This window comes from Yonghaparkia sp. Root332 (assembly GCF_001425665.1).
Lineage (GTDB): Bacteria > Actinomycetota > Actinomycetes > Actinomycetales > Microbacteriaceae > Microcella.
The window spans coordinates 168,909-190,019 of the sequence record NZ_LMCX01000002.1; the positions used below are offsets into that span (position 1 = coordinate 168,909).

16 protein-coding genes are annotated in these 21,111 nt (G+C 70.5%); 9 read left to right on the forward strand and 7 right to left on the reverse strand.

The features are described 5' to 3' along the window. Positions 1-20: 20 nt before the first annotated feature. Together ybaK and glgX are read right to left on the reverse strand one after the other, a co-directional pair. The gene (gene ybaK / locus ASC54_RS08555) at positions 21-515 is read right to left on the reverse strand and encodes a Cys-tRNA(Pro) deacylase (protein WP_055898345.1); all 495 of its coding nucleotides are present in this window, start codon (positions 513-515) and stop codon (positions 21-23) included. Continuing rightward, on the reverse strand, positions 508-2,637 hold the full coding sequence (glgX, locus tag ASC54_RS08560) for a glycogen debranching protein GlgX (RefSeq protein WP_082514994.1): 2,130 nt from the start codon (positions 2,635-2,637) through the stop codon (positions 508-510). The genes ybaK and glgX overlap by 8 nt, the downstream gene beginning before the upstream one ends. Positions 2,638-2,743: 106 nt before the next feature. Between glgX and ASC54_RS08565 the strand changes: the two genes are divergently transcribed. From ASC54_RS08565 to ASC54_RS08585, 5 genes are all read left to right on the forward strand, one after another. Next, positions 2,744-4,054, forward strand: coding sequence for a cysteine desulfurase family protein (locus ASC54_RS08565; protein WP_055898348.1), 1,311 nt, complete (start codon positions 2,744-2,746; stop codon positions 4,052-4,054). Positions 4,055-4,091: 37 nt separating this feature from the next. Beyond that, positions 4,092-5,270 carry a tRNA 2-thiouridine(34) synthase MnmA gene (mnmA, locus tag ASC54_RS08570; protein WP_200932302.1) on the forward strand — a complete coding sequence of 393 codons (1,179 nt, stop codon included), beginning with the start codon at positions 4,092-4,094 and terminating at the stop codon, positions 5,268-5,270. A gap of 74 nt (positions 5,271-5,344) precedes the next feature. Further along, positions 5,345-7,633 carry an NAD-dependent DNA ligase LigA gene (gene ligA / locus ASC54_RS08575; protein WP_055898351.1) on the forward strand — a complete coding sequence of 763 codons (2,289 nt, stop codon included), beginning with the start codon at positions 5,345-5,347 and terminating at the stop codon, positions 7,631-7,633. Positions 7,634-7,948: 315 nt separating this feature from the next. Then, complete coding sequence (locus ASC54_RS08580; RefSeq protein WP_055898354.1) at positions 7,949-9,331, forward strand: alpha/beta hydrolase; 1,383 nt, start codon at positions 7,949-7,951, stop codon at positions 9,329-9,331. 113 nt (positions 9,332-9,444) lie between these two features. Continuing rightward, complete coding sequence (locus tag ASC54_RS08585; protein WP_162242502.1) at positions 9,445-9,894, forward strand: hypothetical protein; 450 nt, start codon at positions 9,445-9,447, stop codon at positions 9,892-9,894. A gap of 24 nt (positions 9,895-9,918) precedes the next feature. On the opposite strand, the gene ASC54_RS08590 is transcribed toward ASC54_RS08585, so the two are convergent. Next, the gene (locus ASC54_RS08590; protein ID WP_162242503.1) at positions 9,919-10,353 is read right to left on the reverse strand and encodes an META domain-containing protein; all 435 of its coding nucleotides are present in this window, start codon (positions 10,351-10,353) and stop codon (positions 9,919-9,921) included. A gap of 112 nt (positions 10,354-10,465) precedes the next feature. Between ASC54_RS08590 and gatC the strand changes: the two genes are divergently transcribed. Genes gatC through gatB form a run of 3 tightly spaced genes read left to right on the forward strand, consistent with a single transcriptional unit; the run spans position 10,466 to position 13,826 of the window. Continuing rightward, complete coding sequence (gene gatC, locus ASC54_RS08595) at positions 10,466-10,765, forward strand: Asp-tRNA(Asn)/Glu-tRNA(Gln) amidotransferase subunit GatC (protein ID WP_055859915.1); 300 nt, start codon at positions 10,466-10,468, stop codon at positions 10,763-10,765. After that, complete coding sequence (gene gatA / locus ASC54_RS08600) at positions 10,762-12,312, forward strand: Asp-tRNA(Asn)/Glu-tRNA(Gln) amidotransferase subunit GatA (RefSeq protein WP_055898362.1); 1,551 nt, start codon at positions 10,762-10,764, stop codon at positions 12,310-12,312. The genes gatC and gatA overlap by 4 nt, the downstream gene beginning before the upstream one ends. Further along, on the forward strand, positions 12,312-13,826 hold the full coding sequence (gene gatB, locus ASC54_RS08605) for an Asp-tRNA(Asn)/Glu-tRNA(Gln) amidotransferase subunit GatB (protein ID WP_055898365.1): 1,515 nt from the start codon (positions 12,312-12,314) through the stop codon (positions 13,824-13,826). Before gatA ends, gatB begins: the two co-directional genes overlap by 1 nt. A gap of 75 nt (positions 13,827-13,901) precedes the next feature. Here the strand turns inward: gatB and ASC54_RS12845 are convergent, their stop codons facing one another. The 4 genes from ASC54_RS12845 to ASC54_RS08620 form a co-directional block, all read right to left on the reverse strand. Next, positions 13,902-14,531: a hypothetical protein gene (locus tag ASC54_RS12845; protein ID WP_156376800.1), complete on the reverse strand. Its 630-nt coding sequence runs from the start codon at positions 14,529-14,531 to the stop codon at positions 13,902-13,904. 188 nt (positions 14,532-14,719) lie between these two features. Next, positions 14,720-16,159 carry a type IV secretion system DNA-binding domain-containing protein gene (locus ASC54_RS12850; RefSeq protein ID WP_156376801.1) on the reverse strand — a complete coding sequence of 480 codons (1,440 nt, stop codon included), beginning with the start codon at positions 16,157-16,159 and terminating at the stop codon, positions 14,720-14,722. Between the two features lie 91 nt (positions 16,160-16,250). Then, positions 16,251-18,356 (reverse strand): nuclease-related domain-containing DEAD/DEAH box helicase, encoded by a 2,106-nt coding sequence (locus tag ASC54_RS08615; protein ID WP_055898371.1) that lies wholly within the window; start codon positions 18,354-18,356, stop codon positions 16,251-16,253. Between the two features lie 164 nt (positions 18,357-18,520). Then, positions 18,521-19,750 carry an ROK family transcriptional regulator gene (locus ASC54_RS08620; RefSeq protein ID WP_055898374.1) on the reverse strand — a complete coding sequence of 410 codons (1,230 nt, stop codon included), beginning with the start codon at positions 19,748-19,750 and terminating at the stop codon, positions 18,521-18,523. A gap of 92 nt (positions 19,751-19,842) precedes the next feature. Between ASC54_RS08620 and xylA the strand changes: the two genes are divergently transcribed. Further along, positions 19,843-21,033, forward strand: a complete 1,191-nt coding sequence (xylA, locus tag ASC54_RS08625) for a xylose isomerase (protein WP_055898377.1) — start codon at positions 19,843-19,845, stop codon at positions 21,031-21,033. Positions 21,034-21,111 lie beyond the last annotated feature (78 nt).

Below are 21,111 nucleotides of genomic sequence, written 5' to 3' on the forward strand. Positions count from 1 at the left end.
GCGCGGTGCGGCCCGCACGCCTACCGCGCGATATCGCCCAGCACCCCGCCGGTCGCGCGCAGCAGGTCGGCGGGCGCGAGCTCGAGGTCGAACCCGCGCCGGCCGCCCGACACGAGCACGGTCTCCCACAGCAGGGCGGACTCGTCGACGACGGTCGGCAGCGCTGTCTTCTGCCCGATGGGCGAGATGCCGCCGACGACGTATCCGGTCTTGCGCTCGGCGAGCTCGGGCGCGGCCATCGCCGCGCGCTTCGCCCCGACGGCCGCCGCGAGCGCCTTGAGGTCGAGCAGCGACGAGACCGGCACCACCCCGACCACGAGTCGTCCATCCGCTTCGGCGAGCAGCGTCTTGAACACGCGCTCCGGCTCGACGCCGAGCGCGGCCGCCGCCTCCAGCCCGTAGGCGGTGACCGCCGCGTCGTGCGCGTACGCCCGCGGCGTGAACGGGATTCCCGCGGCCGTCAGCGCGACCGTCGCCGGAGTCCCCGGCGCGGCCTGCGATCGCGGCCTACCCATCGCCGTCCGCGGGCGACTCGACCCCCGGGCCGCCGCTGCCCGGCCCCGCCACCGGGTCGCCGTGCGCCCGGAACAGCAGCATCGACGCCGGCCCGACCTGCAGCCGCTCGCCCGGCACGTGCGACGGCTCGATGCCGGAGATGTCGTCGTGCGAGCTGTCCCACAGCAGCGTGTAGCCGGTGACGCCGACGTGCGACGGCAGGGTGACCTCGACCGACTCCTCGAGCCCGTGCACGATGAGAAGCACGCGGTTGAACTCCTCGAACTCGGGAGTCGAGGCGGCGAGGTACTGCAGCGTCCGCTCGCTGGGCGAGTCCCAGTCGAGCATCGTCATCGACCGGCCGTCCTTGTTGTACCAGTCCATCTGCGTGGCGCTCGGCACGGTCTCGCCCCACTTGCCGTAGCGCCCCGGCCGAAGCGCGGGGTTCGCGCGTCGCAGCGCGAGCAGCCGCGCGGTCACCCGGTGCAGGTCCTCCTGCCACCCGGCGCGATCCCACGAGTGCCAGGTGAGCTCGCTGTCGTGGCAGTAGGCGTTGTTGTTGCCGCGCTGCGTGCGGCCCCATTCGTCGCCGGCGGTGATCATCGGGATGCCCGCGCTGAGCAGGAGGGTCCCCAGGAGGTTCCGCATGGCCTTGCGCCGGTCGGCGACCACGCGCTGATCGTCGGTGGGGCCTTCGACGCCGAAGCTGTACGACCGGTTGCTGTCGGTGCCGTCACGGTTGCTCTCGCCGTTGCCGAGGTTGTGCTTGCGGTCGTAGGCGGTGAGGTCGGCGAGGGTGAACCCGTCGTGGGCGGTGATGAAGTTGACGCTCGCGAGGGGCCCGCGGTCGGCCGCGAACACGTGGGCCGACCCGGTCATGCGCCGCGCGAGCGAACCGATGCCCTCGGGGGCCGAGCCGGCGTGCCGGCCGGCCGCGGCATCCGTCAGCCAGAATGCGCGGGCGCGGTCGCGGAAGCCGTCGTTCCACTCGGAGTACCCGGCGGGGAAGTTGCCGACCTGCCAGCCGCCGAGCCCGACGTCCCACGGCTCGGCGATCATCTTGACGCCCTGCAGCGAGGGGTCGTCGAGGATCGCCCGCAGCAGCGGGTGCTCAGGGTCGTAGTGGGCGTGCCGGTCGCGCCCCAGAGTCGCCATGAGGTCGAAGCGGAACCCGTCGACCTGCACCTCGTTGGCCCAGTACCGCAGCGAGTCGAGCACGAGCCGCTGCGCGGCCGGGCGCGAGAGGTCGACGGTGTTGCCGCAGCCGGTGGTGTCGATGTACTCGCCGTCGGCGGTGTTCCGGTAGTAGTCGGCGTTGTCGATGCCGCGCAGGCTCGAGGTGGGGCCGTCGAGCCCCTCCTCGGCGGTGTGGTTGTAGACGACGTCGAGCACGACCTCGAGGCCGGCCTCGTGCAGCAGGCGCACCATGCCCTTGAACTCGCGGAGCACGGCTCCGGTGCCGCCGAACTGCGCGTGCCGGGTGGCGTACGCGGCGTGCGGGGTGAAGAAGTTGAGGGTGTTGTAGCCCCAGTAGTTGGTGAGCCCCTGCTTCAGGAGGCGCTGCTCGCTGATGCTCTGGTGCACGGGCAGCAGCTGCACGGTGGTGACGCCGAGGTCTTTCAGGTACGCGATCGTCGTGGGGTGGGCGAGGCCGGCGTAGGTTCCCCGCAGCTCGTCGGGCATGGCCGGGTTGAGCTTGGTGAGGCCTTTGACGTGCGCCTCGTAGATGACGGTGTGATCGAGGGGGATGCCCGGCTTCGGCACCCCGCCCCAGTCGAATTCGTCGTTCTGCACGTACGAGCGCCATTCGCCGCTGGAGGTGCGCGCGAGGCCGCGCGCGTAGGGGTCGATGAGGTGCCGGTGCGGGTCGAACGCGTGGGGCGGCCCGTCGGGCCCGTCGACGCGGATCGAGTACCGGGCACCGACGCGCAGGTCGGGGTGCTCGGCGCTCCACACATGGTGGCGGTTGGGCGTCATGGCGACGGCCTCGGTGACCCAGTTGGGGTCGTCGGGGTCGAAGAGGCAGAGCTCCATGCGGGTGGCGTGACGGCTGTAGACCCGCAGTCGGCCGCCGTGGGCCGTGGGGGTCACGCCGAGGTGGCCCAGGTGGCCGTGGGGGCCCAGGGCGTCGGCGTGAGACATGGACTTAGGCTAGGCGACAGTCGGCGGCGCACCCTGCCCGCGCGCCGTGCGGCGGCGGCGGGCGCCGCGCCGATCGTGTCCGCCGCAGCAGCAGAGAGGGGATGCCGTGGTCGTCTATCTCGATCACGCCGCCGGTTCCCCCATGCCGGCCTCCATCCGCGGCGCGTACCTGGCGGCGCTCGAGCACGTGGGCAACCCGTCGTCGATCCACTCGGCGGGGCAGGCGGCGCGCGGCATGCTCGAGGGCGCGCGCGAGCGCATCGCCGCGACCCTCGGCGTCGACGCGGTGGAGGTCGTGCTCACGGGCGGCGGCACCGAGGCCGTGAACCTCGGGGTGAAGGGACTGTTCTGGCAGCGGCAGGCAGGGGCGGCCGGCGACCGGGCCGTGGCGCCGGACGCCGCGCCCGACGCCGCGCCCGCACGCGCCGACCGGCCGCGCCCGCGCATCCTCATGCCGCGCGCCGAGCACCACGCGACCCTCGACGCCGTCGAATGGCTCGCCGCGCACGAGGGCGCGCAGCTGCGCTGGCTCGAGGTCGACGAGGTCGGGGCGCTGCGGCTCGACGACTTCGAGGCCGCCCTGGCCGAAGGCGCTGGCCCAGTCGATGTCGCCCTCCTCACGATGCTCGCCGCCAACAACGAGGTCGGCACGCTGCAGCCCGTCGCCGAGGCCGCGGCGCTCGCCGCCGCCCACGGCGTGCCCGTGCACGTCGACGCGATCGCCGCCTACGGGCAGGTCCCGCTCGCACCCCTTCCCGCCGGAGTCTCGGCCGTCTCGCTCTCGGCCCACAAGCTCGGCGGCCCCGTCGGCGTCGGAGCCCTCGTGCTGCGCCGCGGCGCCGACGTCGTTCCGCTGCTGCACGGCGGCTCGCAGCAGCGCGGGCGCTCCGGCACGATGGATGCCGCGGGAGCGGCCGCCTTCGCCGCCGCCTCCGACGAGGCCCACGCCGCGATCGCGGAGCGCGCCGCACGCAAGGCGCAGCTGCGCGACCGCCTGGCGGCGGGCATCCTCGCCGCTCTGCCGCAGGTCGAGCTGCGCGGCGCCGCGGGCCGCGCGGCCGCCGCGCGCGCGGCCGGCCGCGTCGCCGAGGCCGACGCGTGGGCCGCGCGCGCCCTGCCCGGCACGCTGCACCTGACCGTTCCGGGGGCCGAGGGCGACTCGCTGCTCATGCTGCTCGATCTCGCGGGCTTCGCCGTCTCGACGGGCTCGGCGTGCCAGGCCGGGGTTCCCGAGCCGAGCCACGTGCTGCTCGCGATGGGCCTTCACGAGCAGGCGGCGCGCGGTGCCCTGCGCGTCTCGCTCGGCCCCGAGACGACCGAGGCCGACGTCGATGCGCTGCTCGCGGCGCTGCCCGACGCCGTCGCCCGCGCGACGTCGGCGGGTCTCGCGGCCCGCACCCCGACCCTCGGCCGCTAGCGGCTCGACGCCCGACGCAGCCGCGTACCCTTGACGGGTGCGAGTTCTGGCAGCGATGAGCGGCGGCGTCGACAGCGCCGTCGCCGCGGCGCGCGCGGTCGACGCCGGCCACGACGTCGTCGGCGTGCACCTGGCGCTGAGCCGCATGCCGGGCACGCTGCGCACCGGCAGCCGCGGCTGCTGCACGATCGAGGACAGCCTCGATGCCCGCCGCGCGGCCGACCTCCTGGGCATCCCGTTCTACGTGTGGGATTTCTCCGAGCGCTTCCGCGCCGACGTCGTCGACGACTTCATCAGCGAGTACGCCGCCGGCCGCACCCCGAACCCGTGCATGCGCTGCAACGAGCGCATCAAGTTCGCGGCCGTGCTCGAGAAGGCGCTCGCTCTCGGCTTCGACGCGGTCGTCACCGGCCACTACGCCCACATCGTCACCGACGAGCACGGCAATCGCGAGCTGCACCGGGCCAGCGACGAGGCGAAGGACCAGTCGTACGTGCTCGGCGTGCTGACGACCGAGCAGCTCGCGCACGCGATGTTCCCGCTCGGCACGACCCCGTCGAAGGCCGTCGTGCGCGCCGAGGCCGCCGCGCGCGGGCTCACGGTCGCGCAGAAGCCCGACAGCCACGACATCTGCTTCATCCCCGACGGCGACACGCGCGGCTGGCTCGCCGGCCGCATCGAGCCCGAGCAGGGCAGCATCGTCGACCGCGCCGGCACCCCCGTCGGCACCCACGATGGCGCGACGAGCTTCACGGTCGGCCAGCGCCGCGGTCTGAATCTCGGCGTTCCCGGCCCCGACGGCCGCCCGCGCTTCGTGCTCGAGGTGCGCCCGCGCACGAACGAGGTCGTCGTCGGCCCGAAGGAGGCCCTCGCGATCCGCGAGCTCGCCGGCGCCCGCATCTCGTGGGCGGGCCTCGACCCGGTGGCGAGCGGGCTCACCCGCGTGACCGCTGAGGGGGATGCCTGGGCCCCGTTCCCGTGCGAGGTGCAGGTGCGCGCCCACGCCGACCCGGTCGCGGCGACCGCTCGGCTGGCCCCGACCACCACCCCCGACGGCGAGCCCGACGGCCGCGCCACCGAGCTCGTCGTCGAGGTCGACGAGCCCCTGTTCGGGGTCGCTCCCGGACAGACCGCCGTGCTCTACTCGGGCACGCGCGTGCTGGGCCAGTGCACGATCGACCGCACCGTGAGCGCGGTCCCGGCCACGGCATCCTGACCGCTCGTCACGGCACCGCACGCCCCCGGCGCAACCCCCGGTCGCCCGTCAGTGCTCGCTCCTAGACTGACGCCGTGACTGACGAGCAGCCTGCCGAGCACCGCGCGACGAACCCCGCCGAGCACCCCGTCGACGACCTCACGCGCGACGCCGCGCGCGCCGAGGTCGAGGCGCTCACGACGCGCATCCTCGAGCTGCGCGACGCGTACTACGCCCGCGACGAGCTGCTCGAGGACGACGCCACGTACGACGCGCTCGTCCGCCGCCTCGAGCTCATCGAGCACGCGTTCCCCGAGCTGCAGAGCCAGGACTCGCCGACTCAGACGGTCGGCGGCCGCGCCGAGACGACGCTCTTCGCCCCCGTCGAGCACGCCGAGCGCATGCTGAGCCTCGACAACGTCTTCAGCGCGGAGGAGTTCACCGAGTGGGCGGCGAAGGTCGAGCGCGACGCGAACCGCCCGGTCGCCTATCTGTGCGAGCTCAAGATCGACGGCCTCGCCCTCAACCTCCGCTACGAGCGCGGCGTGCTCGTCACAGCGGCGACGCGCGGCGACGGCCGCGTCGGGGAGGACGTGACGCAGAACGTCCTGCAGGTCGCGGGCATCCCGACGCGACTCGCGGGCGATGCATCCGAGCTGCCCGAGCTCGTCGAGGTGCGCGGCGAGGTGTTCATCCCGAAGGCGGCGTTCGACGAGCTCAACGCCCTGCAGCGCGAGGCGGGCGAGCGCGAGTTCGCGAACCCGCGCAACGCCGCGAGCGGCAGCCTCCGTCAGAAGAGCGAGGGCAAGAACGACGCGCAGCTCGCGCGCATGCACGACCGGCTGGGCAGATTGCGGATGCTCGTCCACGGCATCGGCGCCTGGCCGAACCCGCCCGTGGCCGCTCAGAGCGAGGTCTACGGCCTGCTCGAGCGCTGGGGTCTGCCGGTCAGCAGCCACTTCCGCGTGCACGACTCCGCGGCCGGCGCCGCCGAGTTCATCGCCTTCCACGGCGAGCACCGGCACGACGTCGAGCACGAGATCGACGGCGTCGTCGTCAAGGTCGACGAGCTCGAGCTGCACGACGAGCTCGGCGCCACGAGCCGCGCCCCGCGCTGGGCGATCGCCTACAAGTACCCGCCCGAGCAGGTGAACACGAAGCTGCTCGACATCGTCGTGAGCGTGGGCCGCACGGGCCGCGCGACGCCGTTCGCCGTGATGGAGAAGGTGCGCGTCGCCGGCAGCGAGGTGCGCCAGGCGACCCTCCACAACCAGGACGTCGTGAAGGTCAAGGGCGTCCTCATCGGCGACACGGTCGTGCTGCGCAAGGCCGGCGACGTCATCCCCGAGGTGCTCGGTCCGGTCGTCGAGCTGCGCGACGGCTCCGAGCGCGAGTTCGTCATGCCGACGAACTGCCCCGAGTGCGGCACGCCCCTCGCCCCGGCGAAGGAGGGCGACATCGACCTGCGCTGCCCGAACGCGCGATCCTGCCCCGCGCAGGTGCGCGGCCGGGTCGAGCACATCGGCAGCCGCGGAGCCCTCGACATCGAGGCCCTCGGCGAGGTGAGCGCGGCCGCGCTGACGCAGCCCGATGTGCCGAGCATCCCGCCCCTTCAGACCGAGGCGGGCCTGTTCGCGCTGACGATCGATCAGCTGCTGCCGATCGAGGTCGTGGTGACGGATGCCGAGACCGGGCTCCCCAAGCTCGAAGCCGACGGCTCCGCTCGTCGCCGCTCACCGTTCCGCCGCAACCCCACGGGTGCCGAGAAGAAGCAGGGGCTTCAGGGCCCGCAGCCGAGCTCGGCCGCCCTCACCCTGCTGGCAGAGCTCGAGAAGGCGAAGACGAAGCAGCTCTGGCGCCTGCTCGTGAGCCTCAACATCCGGCACGTCGGGCCCGTCGCGGCGCGCGCGCTCGCCGACTGGTTCGGCTCGCTGGACGCGATCCGCGCGGCGAGCGCGGAGGAGCTCGCCGCGGTCGACGGCGTCGGCGCGATCATCGCCGACGCGGTCATCGACTGGTTCACCGTCGACTGGCACGTCGACATCGTCGAGCAGTGGGCCGCCGCGGGCGTGCAGTTCTCGACACCCGGTCATCCCGGGCCGGGCGCCGCGGCCGCCGCCGGGGGAGTCCTCGCCGGGCTCACCGTCGTCGCGACCGGCACGCTCGAGGGCTTCACACGCGAGGGCGCGCAGGAGGCGATCATCGCCGCGGGCGGGAAGGCGGCGTCGAGCGTCAGCAGGCAGACCGACTTCGTCGCCGCCGGCCCCGGTGCCGGCTCGAAGCTCGCGAAGGCTGAGCAGCTCGGGGTGCGCATCATCGACGCGGCGCAGTTCGCGATCCTCGTCAGCGAGGGCCCCGACGCCCTCCCCGCACCCGCCGAGTGATCGCGAGCGGCACGCAGAACGGTCGGTCGCGAGCGGGATCGCAGCGGGTGAAACCCCTCCAGCCCCACCAGTCACACGCGCAACATCCCCGGAATTCCGCGGATCTCGCGCTTCCGTGTCCTCCTTTTTGTGGACACGCTTACGTCACAGGCTGTGAGAATTGCGGGGGATTCCAAATCCGACCCCCCGATCGGAGGCCATTTCCCCTAGCATGAAAACGCGTCAGTCGACCCCGATTCGGGGTCGTCCCCCACTGATGCCCTAGAGGGGAACCCGACCGTGCTGCTTGAGGCGACGGCAGTTCTGCTGGCCTCGTTGACCGTCGCGACGGTCACGGGGCCCGTCAGCATGCCTCGCGCCGGCACCGTCGCCCCTCCCGTCGCGATCGAGGTGCACGCCTCGCAGCGCGTCGTCGGCCCCGTCATCGGAGGCGTCGACGCCCACGCCCCGCGCCTCATCGATCCCGCCACTGTGAGCGTTCCCGCCCCCCGCGCGGCCCGCCCTCTCGCCGAGCTCGCCTCGCTCGGCGGCACGAGCCTCCTCCGCGAGCTCGCCGCCACCTCACCCGCGACCGTCGCGCGCCTCGCCGACCGTCACCCCGAGACGGTGAAGAACCTGCTCGCCTCGCCGCCCGCCCCGCGGCTCGTCGAGAGCTGGTGGCGCAATCTGGACGCCCGCGCGCAGAGCTCGCTCGCGGCGTCCGCCCCCGAGTTCGTCGGCAATCTCGACGGCGTCCCCTTCGCCACCCGCAACGAGGCGAACCGCAGCGTGCTGCGCGACACGATCCGCGACCTCGAGCTCAGCCTCGTCGGCGAGACGAGCCGCGCGCTCGCCACGCAGAGCAACGAGCGGCTCCAGATGCTCTACTCGGTCGCTGACGCTCTCGGCCCGTCGACCGCCAACCCGCAGCGCCAGCTCATCACCCTCGACACGGAGGGCGCGGGCAAGGCCGCGATCGTGCTCGGCGACCTGCAGACCGCCGACTACGTCAGCTACCTGATCCCGGGCATGTTCATCAGTGTCGGCGGCAACATCGTGGAGTGGACGGACACCGCCGCGCGGCTCTACGACGAGCAGGTGTCGTGGCTCAACCTGCTCGCCGACGCCGGCGCCGAGACGGAGACCCGCTCGGTCGCGACCGTCGCGTGGATCGGCTACCAGACCCCTCACCTGCTGAACGTCGGCAGCCTGGATCTCGCCTACGAGGGCCGCGACGCGATCAGCGACGCCCTCATCGGCCTCGAGACGCTGCGCCGCAACGACCAGCCGTACGTGAGCCTCCTCGCGCACTCCTACGGCTCGACCGCGGCGATGCTCGCCCTCAGCGAGACCGAGGCGTCGGTCGACGCGCTCGCGATGATCGGCTCGCCCGGTTCGCCCGTCGCGACGGCGGAGGAGCTCCACGTGCGCGGGGCCGTGTTCGTCGGCGAGGCGGCGTGGGATCCGATCCCGAACAGCTCCTTCTTCGGCGGCGACCCCGGCTCGGCCGAGTTCGGCGCGGCGGCCATGAGCGTCCGCGGCGGCATCGACGTCGTCACCAGCAAGGTGCTCGTCGGCTCCACCGGCCACAACGAGTACTTCAGCCCGGGCACCGAGGCGATGCGCAACATGGCGCTCGTCGGCATCGACAAGTCCGAGCTCGTCACCGACGGCACCGAGCGCGACAGCGGTCGCACGCTCGCCCTCGCACTCGGCTGAGCGCCGGCAGCGCGACCGATCGCCGCCTGACCCGCAGACCGGTTCGTCCACCAGCGCCTCGGCGGTCGCGTCGGTGCGCGGTGCTACTGTGCCCTCGCACCCCGCGCGAACGGATGACCATGCTGAGACCGTCGTTCCTCGGGCCCGTGGCGGCGATGTTGCTCCTGGGCCTCAGCGGCTGCGCGCTGGAGGGCCCGAGCGGGGTCTCCGACACCGAGGCGCGCGACCGCTTCATCGCGGTCATCGACGAGGCCCAGCGCACGATCGGCGGCGACTGGCAGGTCGATGACGACCCGACCTCGCGCGAGTGCACGATCCCGCTGTGGGTCGGCGGTCACCGCTACCCGGCGCTCCGCATCGGCGAGGCGCCGTCCTCGGTCGAGCGCACGGCCGACGCCGTCGAGCAGGCGTGGCGAGACGACGGGATGTCCGTGGAGCGTCAGCTCGTCGGCGACGTCGTCGAGGTCTCGGCGACGAGCGAGTTCGGCGAACTGTTCATCCTCCGCGTCAGCGAGGGCGCCGCGACGCTCCAGGGCGAGAGCGAGTGCCGGCCCGCGGCGTGAGCCCGGACCGCGACTTGGCCCCGCTCAGTCGGCCGCGAAGACGAGCTCGACGCCCGGCCCGGTGAGCACGAGCTCGCCCGAGCTCCGCTCAGCCCGCTCGATGTCGGAGAGCGCGGCGTAGTAGCGGCCCTCGAGCGCTTGCTGCTCGGGGTCGGCGCACGCCTGCTCGGTCGTCGCGATGCCCTCGCCGAGATCGATCCCGCCCCCGCGAGCGACGATCGTGCCGCTGTAGACGTTGCACGGACTGTTCCCCGAGAACTCGCTGCCCTCGACTTCGAGCGTGACGGGACGCGTCGGGTCGATGAACGCGCCGTCGGCATCCGAACCGTTCGCGAGCGTCCACGAGCCCTGCAACGGCTCGATCGAGCCGGCGGAGTCGGCGCAGCCGCCCAGGAGCGTCGCGAGAGCGAGCGGAGCGAGCAGCGCGAGGGCGCGCATCCGTCGTCTGATCCTGGTCATCATCGACCGCCTCTCGGGTGGTTCTGCGCCCAGTATGGCCCCCCGCGGATCGCCCCGCGAGCCCTCACTAGACTGGGTTCATCCCCCCACTGACGGCCCTCGAGGGAGCTGCATGTCTGAGATCACGCCCGAGCGCGTCGCCCATCTGGCGATGCTCGCGCGCATCGCCCTGACCGACGACGAGATCGAGAAGCTCACGGGTGAGCTCGGCGCGATCGTCGACTCCGTGGCGAAGGTGCAGGAGGTCGCGACGCCCGAGGTGGCCGCGACGAGCCACCCGATCCCGCTCACCGGCGGCATGCGCCCCGACGTGCCCGGTCAGACGCTCACGACCGAGCAGGCCCTCGCGGGCGCGCCCGACCACGACGGCAGCCGCTTCCGCGTCACCGCGATCCTGGGGGAGGAGCAGTGAGCGCCGCCGATCTGACCCGCACCACCGCCGCCGACCTCGCGCACCGCCTGAGCACGGGCGAGGTCTCGAGCGTCGAGGTCACGCAGGCGCACCTCGACCGCATCGCCGCCGTCGACGGCGACGTGCACGCCTTCCTCCACGTCTCCGAGAACGCGCTCGAGACCGCCCGCCAGGTCGACGCCGACCGCGCCGCCGGTGTCGCGCTGCCCGAGCTCGCGGGCGTGCCGATCGCGATCAAGGACGTCCTCTGCACGATCGACATGCCGTCGACGTCGGGCTCGAAGATCCTCGAGGGCTGGATCCCGCCGTACGACGCGACGGTTGTCGCGCGCCTCCGCGCCGCCCGCATGGTTCCGCTCGGCAAGACCAACATGGACGAGTTCGCGATGGGCTCCTCCACCGAGCACTCGGCCTACGGCCCGACGAAGAACCCGTGGGATCTCGAGCGGATCCCCGGCGGCTCGGGCGGCGGCTCGGCCGCGGCCGTCGCCGCGTTCGAGGCGCCCGTCGCGCTCGGCTCCGACACGGGCGGCTCGATCCGCCAGCCCGGAGCCGTCACCGGCACGGTCGGCGTCAAGCCGACGTACGGCGGCGTCAGCCGCTACGGCGCGATCGCCCTCGCGAGCAGCCTCGATCAGGTGGGCCCCGTGTCGCGAACGGTGCTGGATGCTGCGCTCGTGCACGACGTGATCGGCGGGCACGACCCCCGTGACGCGACGAGCATCCCCGACCAGTGGCCCTCGATGGCCGAGGCCGCGCGACGCGGGCTGACGGGCGACGTGCTGAAGGGCATCCGCGTCGGGGTCGTGAAGGAGCTCGAGGGCGAGGGCTTCCAGTCCGGCGTGAAGCAGCGGTACCACGAGACCCTCGACCTGCTGGCCGCGGCCGGCGCCGAGATCGTCGAGGTGAGCTGCCCCCACTTCGAGTACGCGGTCGCCGCCTACTACCTGATCCTGCCGGCGGAGGCGTCGAGCAACCTCGCGAAGTTCGACTCGGTGCGCTTCGGCATGCGCGCGAACGTGACAGGAACGGTCGAGGACGTCATGGCTGCGACCCGCGAGGCGGGCTTCGGGCCGGAGGTGAAGCGCCGGATCATCCTCGGCACCTATGCGCTGAGCGCCGGCTACTACGACGCCTACTACGGCAGCGCGCAGAAGGTGCGCACGCTCATCCAGCAGGATTTCGACGCCGCGTTCGAGAAGGCCGACATCCTCGTCTCGCCCTCGGCGCCGACGACGGCTTTCAAGTTCGGCGAGAAGCTCGAAGACCCGCTCGCGATGTACCTCAACGACGTCACGACGATCCCCGCGAACCTCGCCGGCGTGCCCGGCATGGGCCTGCCAATGGGCCTCGCGCCCGAGGACGGCCTGCCGACGGGCCTGCAGCTCATGGCGCCCGCGCGCCACGACGCGCGCCTCTACGAGGCCGGGGCTGCGATCGAGCAGCTGCTCGAGGGCAACTGGGGACACTCGCTGTGGAGCCAGGCTCCTGAGCTCGGTGCGAATGGGCTCGCGACGGCGCTCGGATCGAACGGAGGGGCCCGCTGATGGCGAAGGCAGAGCTGATGGACTTCGACAAGGCCCTCGAGCTGTTCGAGCCCGTGCTCGGCTTCGAGGTGCACGTCGAGCTGTCGACGCAGACGAAGATGTTCTCCGACGCCCCGAACCCCGCGTTCGGCGGCCACGAGATCACCGAGCCGAACACGGCGATCACGCCCGTGTGCCTCGGCCTGCCGGGCTCGCTCCCGGTCGTCAACGAGACGGCCGTGCGCTACTCGATCTCGCTCGGGCTCGCGCTCGGCTGCCAGATCGCGCCGACGAGCCGGTTCGCGCGCAAGAACTACTTCTACCCCGACCTCGCGAAGAACTACCAGATCAGCCAGTACGACGAGCCGATCGCCTTCGAGGGGATGCTCGAGGTCGAGCTCGAGGACGGCACGCTCGTGCAGGTTCCCATCGAGCGCGCCCACATGGAGGAGGACGCGGGCAAGCTCACGCACGTCGGCGGCTCGACCGGCCGCATCCAGGGCGCCGAGTACTCGCTCGTCGACTACAACCGCGCCGGTGTGCCGCTCGTCGAGATCGTGACGAAGCCGATCTACGGTGCCGAGCACCGCGCGCCGGAGCTCGCGAAGGCCTACGTGTCGACGATTCGCGACATCGTGCGCGCCCTCGGCATCTCGGAGGCCCGCATGGAGCGCGGCAACCTGCGCTGCGACGCGAACGTCTCGCTGCGCCCGCGCGGGCAGGCCGCTCTCGGGACGCGCACCGAGACGAAGAACGTCAACTCGCTGCGCAGCGTCGAGAGGGCCGTGCGGTACGAGATCCAGCGCCAGGCCGCGATCCTCGCTAAGGGTGGCACGATCACGCAGGAGACCCGGCACTGGCACGAGGACACCGGCGCGACCTCGCCCGGCCGCCCGAAGAGCGACGCCGACGACTACCGCTACTTCCCCGAGCCCGACCTGCTGCCCGTCGCGCCGACGCCGCAGCTCATCGCCGAGCTGCGTGTCGCGCTCCCCGAGGCGCCGGCCGCTCGCCGTCGTCGCCTGAAGGAGGAGTGGGGCTTCAGCGACCTGGAGTTCCGCGACGTCGTGAACTCGGGTCTGCTCGTCGAGGTGACCGACACGGTCGCCGCGGGTGCCTCACCTCAGCAGGCGCGCAAGTGGTGGACGGGCGAGATCGCCCGCATCGCCAACGCGCAGAACGCCGAGCCGGCCGCGCTCATCTCGCCTGCCCATGTGGCGGAGATCGTCGCGCTCGTGGAGTCGGGGTCCTTGAACGATCGGCTGGCCCGTCAGGTCGTCGAGGGCGTCATCGCGGGGGAGGGTTCGCCGGCTGACGTCGTGTCGGCTCGTGGGCTCGAGGTCGTCTCGGACGACGGCGCGCTCATCGCCGCGGTCGACGCGGCGCTCGCGCAGCAGCCCGACGTGCTCGAGAAGATCCGCGACGGCAAGGTGCAGGCTGCCGGCGCCGTCATCGGTGCCGTCATGAAGGCGATGGGCGGCAAGGCCGATGCGGCGCGCGTGCGCGAGTTGGTGCTGGAGCGGGCTGCGCAGTAGCTCTGGCAAAATGCCCGTAGAGGGCTCTCGCGTTCTCAATCGATCTTTAGCAGTGTTCGGATTCCCAGCCGGTCGCTACCCCCAGGAGTCAGGGCCGATCGGCATCGACATCCGGTAGAAACCAGGAATGAGATCCGGCAGTACCGGCACATAAAGACGCTCATCGTCGGCAAACCATTCGGTTAACTCGTCGAATGGAACTCGAGTGCGGAAGTCATCTTGTTGAATATATAAAAGGCACATTCTTTGACAGATCGCATCGAGGATGCGTAGCAATTCGCGAAGATCGCCTCCGAAAAACGAAACCGGTACAATGACGGTGTCGGTGGGCGTGACGTTGTACGCCAGGCCGAAAGGTGAGTTCTCAAGGTCTGCAAGGCTATCAATTGAGCCCATCTCACGTGGCCCCGAATAGTTGTGACGGTACATAAAGAGCGCCGTGTTTTCGAACTCAGTCTTCTGCTGGAGTCTGTCAAAGAATTCAGCAAACGCCTGATTGTGGATAAATGGTTCAAGCGATCCCGCTGTCCCGCGGTCTCGAGAGAATTGGCCGTTCTCGTCAAACTGAGCTTCAAACGCGGATTTCAGGAACTCGCGCTTCACCCCTTCCGGCACTTCCCATCCCCGCATCGAGCGGCAAACACTATCAATATCTTTGAAAACCCTCATCAATTCTTGTACAGCAGGATCGTTGTGATCTGTCATTTTTCCTCTTTTCTTAATCGACGCGACGGGAACGGCACTTCGTGGGCTCTGTTGGTTCCTCGGTGACAGCGAGCCGCGTTCTTAAAATCGAACTCGTGAAACGTGTGATCGGCCATCGTCTGCACTCAGCGCAGGTCTTGCGTCAGTGCTCAAACAGAGGATTAGGACCGCCTATCGAGGCCTATGTGTCATGCCTTTGACCACTCGGGGGCGTACACCCAGCGGGCCTTGCGAAGTTCGTCAGACATCCTTGGCTTCCAGAATTCCACAGGCAACTTCTGCATGCGCTTGTCTACAAGCGCAGGAATGTCCACCATGAACACGACGGTGTCAACTTTTCTCATCGAAGCAGCGTTCGGACGGGTCTGCATGATCCTGTGGACGAATCTCAAGTCCTCCAACTGAACGATCTGCCGTCCCCAATCGGAGTCCAAATCCGCCCGCTTCACCAGGAAGAAGTAGGTGTCTCGATCTCGAACAAACGAGACTAAGTCCGCGAAGCGGCTGTCAAGAGCCGCTACATCCTGACCCGCATCGTTGCGCAAATCGGTTTGTTTACGTTCGAGCATGCGCCCCGCCGCAGCTTGAACGCTCTCCGCACCAATTCGAAACTTTCCCACTGGTGACGGGCCTCCTTGGCGTTGCTCCCATTCTGCATCAGCAGACGCAATCAGGAGATCGAAGTAATCCCGAGCGACCGCGCCGCCGGCAACTAGAACAGCGCGTTCCCGGGCGGTGTCAGTGAGAGTATTTCGAATATTGAGCCCGTGTGGGGCTAGGACGCCATCAGCGATGTCCTCGAGAAACGACTTCGCCGTTTTGAACTCGGACAGGCCAAGGTCAAGGGACACATGTTGGAAGTCATTTGGCGGCTGCATTCCACGGGGCGGGTCCCCCTCGACATACGACCGCGTGCGAGAATGAACACTGCCGATCTTGAGCCAGACGCGGCTTCGCTTGGTTATCCCGTGCAGGTGGTCTAGCACGAGTGGTTGTCGGTCCTGGGAGATGAAATAGAAATCGTCCAGGACTAGTAGCAATTTGCGTTTGCCTTCACTCTTTGTGGCACGCTCTAGCAAACTCGAGATCGCGGGGGCCAGGTCCCTAAGGACGCTGTCCTTGCGTTTGATCGTCTTTGACACCTTAGTCACCGTGGCCAATCGTCGACTGCCTCGTGCTGCGGAGGCGACGATCGCGGCGTATTTCTTTGAGGCGGCCCCGCTGAGGGTGACAGTGGTCGATGAGAGGTCCGTTGCCTCACTGCTGCGATGTTCCTCCTGCACTTCGGGTGCGTCTCGAAGGCTACGCAGGACCGAACTCAGATCGCGCACGTCGCGACGAATTTTCCAGGCTCGGAAGTTTGTCCACCGAGGAGACACTGCGTCCAGAATCTCCAGAACGATCTCAATAAGTACGTCTGGATAGAGCCTGTCCTTGTGAGTCTCTATGTCGACAAATATGACCCAGTCGCCGACCTCTTCAGCTCGCTTCTGCAGCAATGCGAGAGTCGTTGACTTGCCAACTCCTCGTCGCCCGGTCAATAGGTGGTTAACAGGTGCCAGCAGCGTCGCGATGAGACCCGGCTTCAATTCCACAAATCGTCGGACAAGTGCGTCGTCAGCAGACATCGTTGTGCGGGTAGCCGCCGACAACGACCCCTTGAAATCCTCGAGTTTGTCACGATCTAGCACGTTGAGGTGTCCCCTTTGCTTGGTTGTATTAGCTGCTTGTCGGCGTGAAGTGGGCGCGTATGGCGCTTACCCAGAGCCCATCTCGAGCTCGAGTCATCCCGACATAGAGCTCGCGCCGCTCGATATCCCAGCGTTCGCGCGCGCCGTCGCCCGAAGGTGCCGTGGCTACGAGCAGCGCGTCGCGCACGCGCGCTACGAGCACCTGCTTGAACTCGAGCCCCTTGGCGCGCTTGATCGTGCCGACCTTCACGTGGTCGGTCACCGCGCCTGAGTAGTCGGTCAGCATGACCGTCTCGAGCCCGGCCCGGCGCAGCGCGCCAGCGCACGCCTCAGCGTCGCGGTTCGTCGAGCAGAGCACGCCGATGTCTCCGGCCGAGACGCCCGAGATGACGAGCGACCGCACGTGCGACACGAGCGCCGCGTCGTGCTCGGTCGCGGAGGTGAAGACCGCCGACTGCGGGGCGGGGCCCGTCCTCGGAATGGCGACCGCCGCATCCCCTCGCAGCGCGCCGCCCTCGATGTCGACGAACTCGTCGCCTTCGACGACCGTCGCCGCGAACGCCGCGATCTCGCGGGTGTTGCGGTAGTTCGTCGAGAGCACGACGCCGCGTCCGGTGACCGTCAGGCCGGCCTCGCTGAGCGTGTAGCCGCCGGGGTAGATGGTCTGCTGGCTGTCGCCGATGAGTGTGAGGCCGTCGGGGCGGTCGCCGACGAGGGCGTAGAGCATTCGGATCATGGCGCACGAGAGGTCTTGCGCCTCGTCGATGACGACCGCGCTGACTCCCTCGAGCGGCCGCTCGCGCAGCGACGCCTCGGCGCGCAGGATGACGTCCTCGAAATCCATGACGCCCGCGTCGCGGAGGTTCTGCTGGTACTGCAGGTAGAGCCGCCACACCTCGCGGCGCTGGTCGACGCTCAGCCGTCGGCGGCGGCCGGCGCGGGCGAGGTCGGCGTACTGCTCGAAGGTCGTCAGGCCGCGGCCCTTGATGACGTGCAGCAGCTCGTCGTGCCAGTACTTCGTGTTGCGGTCGAGCGCGGCGAGCGGGCCGCGCGCGCCGACCTGCGCCCACGCACGCGTGAAGGCCTGATTCGCCTCGGGCAGCTTCACGACCACGCGATGCCCGCGCTCGAGCAGCACTCGCAGCGCGAACTGGTGGATGCCGGTGAACTCCACCCGGTCGGCCACCTCCGGCGCGAGCCGCGTCATGAGCGTGGCGAGCACGTCGGGCAGCGTGCGCACGTAGGTGGTGACGATGACGCGACCGGTGGATGCCCGAGCCAGGTACGCCGCACGATGCAGCCCGACGACCGTCTTGCCGCATCCTGCCGGGCCGCGGATGCGCGAGGGGCCGCTGAAGCTGCGCCGCACGAGCTTCGCCTGGTCGGGGTGCAGGAAGGCCATCCACTCCTCGATGGGGGCGGCGAGCATCCCAGCCAGGAAGGTGTCGGCGATCTCGTCGAGCGTCAGCAGCGGCTCGGCCTCGGTGACGATCGGGTCAGGGATGCTCACGTCGAGTTCGAGCGGAGCCTCGCCCACGAGCGGGAAGTGGTCGAGCACCAGGCTCAGCACGGCGTTCTGCTGGTGATCGGTGAGCCGGCGCCCGAAGCCGGCGATGTGCTTCGCCGCGGCTCGCTCGCCGACCACCATGAGGCCGCCGAGCCCCTGCAGGGGAGTGGGCGGCATCGACGACCCGGCGAGAACGACGAGCACGTGCACCTCGCCCGGCGCGAGGCCGAGCTCGGCGAGGGCGGCTTCGGTGCTGTAGCCGACGTCGGCGAGGCCGCCGAGCTCGTCGGTGACGTCAGCCTGGCCGCGGAAGATGCGGCCCGGGGCGATCGTGACGTCTTTCCAGCCCTTGGTGTCGACGACGAAGACGCCGCCGGGCCCGACGAGCACGTGGTCGATCTGGGCGCGACTGCCGCGGCGGGCTCCGGGCCAGCCGCGGTCGTGGAGGAAGGTGTAGCCCTGGGCGGTCAGCGGCGCGAGGGTGCCGGCGACCTGGCGCTCGGTGCGGTTCGCTACCATCCACCGCTGCGCCTCGTCGCGTGCGATGGCGGCGAGACGCTGGTGCTCGTCGGCGATGGCGACAAGACGGCGAGCTTCTGTGCTCGCAGACCGTCCCGCCTCGCTCATGAGCCTCCTTGCTGAGTAGACCTCCAGTCTGAGGGACGGGCGGTGGGTTCGGGCGGTCGCGCGTGAGCCCCGTTCGGGGGGTCTGCGTGGGCGTCGCGCGCCCGCGTAGGCACTTTCGCGCCGAGGGCAGTCTCCGAACGCATCGCACTCGGCCCGCGCTTGGACTACGAACCTCGAGTTGGGTTGATCGTGCTCGCGGTCGCGTCACCCGCCGAGAGCGGGTCGGCGAGCAAGCCGTCCCACGCGAGCTCGGCGGCTCCGATGAGCAGCCGCTGCCCGCCGAGCGCCGCGACCTCGATCGTCGCGTCGGCTGCGTTGACCGGTAGCGCCTGACCGAGGAGGGATGCCCGCTGGTCGCGGTCGGCCGCGCGCCACAGCGCCGCGAGATGGCCGCCGAGCACGACCCGCTCGGGGTTCAGTAGGTTGACGGCGCCGCGGAGGGCGATCGCGAGCCATCGCAGCTGCCGCGCGACCTCCTCGTGGACGGGTCCTCCGGCCTCCTCCGCGACGATCGCCGTGAGCAGCGCGCTCTCGAGCGCATCGTCGTCGGGGTGCTCGAGCCTGACGGCCGCCGCGAGCGCCGAGCGCGGCACGAGCGCCTCGAGGCACCCGACAGCGCCGCACGCGCAGAGCGGCCCGTTCGGGTCGACGCTCGCGTGCCCGAGCTCGCCGGCGTAGCCGGCGACGCCGTCCATGGGCTGCCCGTCGACGACGAGTCCGCCGCCGATGCCGCTCGGGCCGCCGTTGAGGTAGAGCATCGTCCGGGCGCCCTGCCCGGCCCCGAACGACTGCTCGGCGCGGCTGCCGAGGTGCGCGTCGTTCGCGGCGGCGACGGGGATGCCCAGGGCTGCCGCGAGCGGAGCGGCGAGCGGCTCCTCCCGCCATCCCAATCGCGGCGCGAGCCGCACGAGGCCGTCCTCGGTCCGCACGAGGCCCGGCACGGCTACGCCCGCGGCGACCACTGTGCTCTCGGGGTGTTCGGCGGCGAGCTCGGCGATCGTGCGGGCGGAGATCTCGACGGTCGCGGCGACGGTGGGGGTCTCCGACAGCGGCACCCGTCGCCGGGCGACGATGGCGCCGCCGAGCGACACGAGCGCGACGTCGATCACGTCGACCTCGGGGTTGATCGCGGCAACGAGCCGGGCATCCCTGGGCACGACCCGGGGGCTCGGCCGGCCGACGCCCGCGCGTGGTGCGTCGTCGCGCTCATCGACCCAGCCGTGCTCGGCGAGCACCGCGACGAGATCGCCGATGGTCGAGCGGTTGAGGCCGAGGGCCCGCGTGAGGTCGGCGCGCGTGACGCCGCGGCGCAGGTGCACGAGCTCGAGCACCGCGGAGAGATTTCGGCGACGCACCGCTCCTGCGTCCATCGTCGTCGGCCCTCTCGTCGCCATGCGTCCAGTCTGGCGGGTCCGCAGCGCCCATGATACGTTGTGCTCACCAACAAATAACGCGCACATCGCCGCGCGCCTCGAGGAGACACCCCATGGCAACGACGCCCACCCCCGCCGACAAGTTCACCTTCGGCCTATGGACCGTCGGGTACAACGGTGCCGATCCGTTCGGCGGCCCCACTCGCGCCCCCCTCGACGTCGTCCACGTCGTCGAGAAGCTCACCGAGCTCGGCGCCTACGGCCTGACCCTCCACGACGACGACCTCTTCGCCTTCGGCTCGAGCGACGCCGAACGCCGCGCGCAGATCGACCGCCTCATCGCCGCGACGCAGGCGACGGGCCTGAAGGTTCCGATGATCACGACGAACCTCTTCAGCGCGCCGGTGTTCAAGGACGGCGGCTTCACCTCCAACGACCGCGCCGTGCGCCGATTCGCGCTGCGCAAGGTGCTGCGCAACCTCGACCTCGCCGCCGAGCTCGGCGCACACACCTTCGTCATGTGGGGCGGGCGCGAGGGCGCCGAGTACGACTCGGCCAAGAACGTCGGCGCCGCGATCGAGCGCTACCGCGAGGCCGTCAACCTGCTGACGCAGTACGTCACCGAGCAGGGCTACGGCATCCGCTTCGCGATCGAGCCGAAGCCCAACGAGCCGCGCGGCGACATCCTGCTGCCGACCCTCGGCCACGCGATGGCGTTCATCGAGACGCTCGAGCACCCCGAGCTCGTCGGTCTCAACCCCGAGGTCGGGCACGAGCAGATGGCGGGCCTCAACTTCACCGCCGGCATCGCGCAGGCGCTCGAGGCGGGCAAGCTCTTCCACATCGACCTCAACGGCCAGCGCGGCATCAAGTACGACCAGGATCTCGTCTTCGGCCATGGCGACCTCCACAACGCTTTCTCGCTCGTCGACCTGCTCGAGAACGGCGGCCCGAATGGCGGCAGCGCCTACGACGGCCCGCGCCACTTCGACTACAAGCCCAGCCGCACCGAGGACGAGATCGGCGTGTGGGAGAGCGCGAGGGCCAACATGCGCACCTACCTCCTGCTGAAAGAGCGCGCGGCGGCGTTCCGCGCCGACCCGGAGGTGCAAGAGGCCCTCGCGGCGGCCCGCGTCGCCGAGCTGTCGCAGCCGACGCTCGGCGAGGGCGAGAGCATCCGCGACCTGCTCGATGACACGACCGCCTTCGAGCAGTTCGATTCCGGCGCGTACTTCAATGGCAAGGGCTTCGGCTTCGTGCGTCTGCAGCAGCTCGCGACCGAGCACCTCATGGGCGCCCGCTAGCCCCACCCGCCCCCAGACAGGTCGGGGCGCGCGACGCCGTTTCGCCGCGCGCCTCGACCGACCCTTCCCAGGAGCCAC

What these genes read in the sequence shown, in the direction of transcription:
- ASC54_RS12845 (WP_156376800.1), bottom strand. Translation starts at nt 14,531, where the DNA reads ATGACAGATCACAACGATCCTGCTGTACAAGAATTGATGAGGGTTTTC.
- gatC (WP_055859915.1), top strand. Translation starts at nt 10,466, where the DNA reads ATGTCTGAGATCACGCCCGAGCGCGTCGCCCATCTGGCGATGCTCGCG.
- ASC54_RS08615 (WP_055898371.1), bottom strand. Translation starts at nt 18,356, where the DNA reads ATGAGCGAGGCGGGACGGTCTGCGAGCACAGAAGCTCGCCGTCTTGTC.
- ASC54_RS08620 (WP_055898374.1), bottom strand. Translation starts at nt 19,750, where the DNA reads ATGGCGACGAGAGGGCCGACGACGATGGACGCAGGAGCGGTGCGTCGC.
- ybaK (WP_055898345.1), bottom strand. Translation starts at nt 515, where the DNA reads ATGGGTAGGCCGCGATCGCAGGCCGCGCCGGGGACTCCGGCGACGGTC.
- gatB (WP_055898365.1), top strand. Translation starts at nt 12,312, where the DNA reads ATGGCGAAGGCAGAGCTGATGGACTTCGACAAGGCCCTCGAGCTGTTC.
- ASC54_RS08590 (WP_162242503.1), bottom strand. Translation starts at nt 10,353, where the DNA reads ATGACCAGGATCAGACGACGGATGCGCGCCCTCGCGCTGCTCGCTCCG.
- ASC54_RS12850 (WP_156376801.1), bottom strand. Translation starts at nt 16,159, where the DNA reads ATGTCTGCTGACGACGCACTTGTCCGACGATTTGTGGAATTGAAGCCG.
- ASC54_RS08585 (WP_162242502.1), top strand. Translation starts at nt 9,445, where the DNA reads ATGACCATGCTGAGACCGTCGTTCCTCGGGCCCGTGGCGGCGATGTTG.
- glgX (WP_082514994.1), bottom strand. Translation starts at nt 2,637, where the DNA reads ATGTCTCACGCCGACGCCCTGGGCCCCCACGGCCACCTGGGCCACCTC.
- xylA (WP_055898377.1), top strand. Translation starts at nt 19,843, where the DNA reads ATGGCAACGACGCCCACCCCCGCCGACAAGTTCACCTTCGGCCTATGG.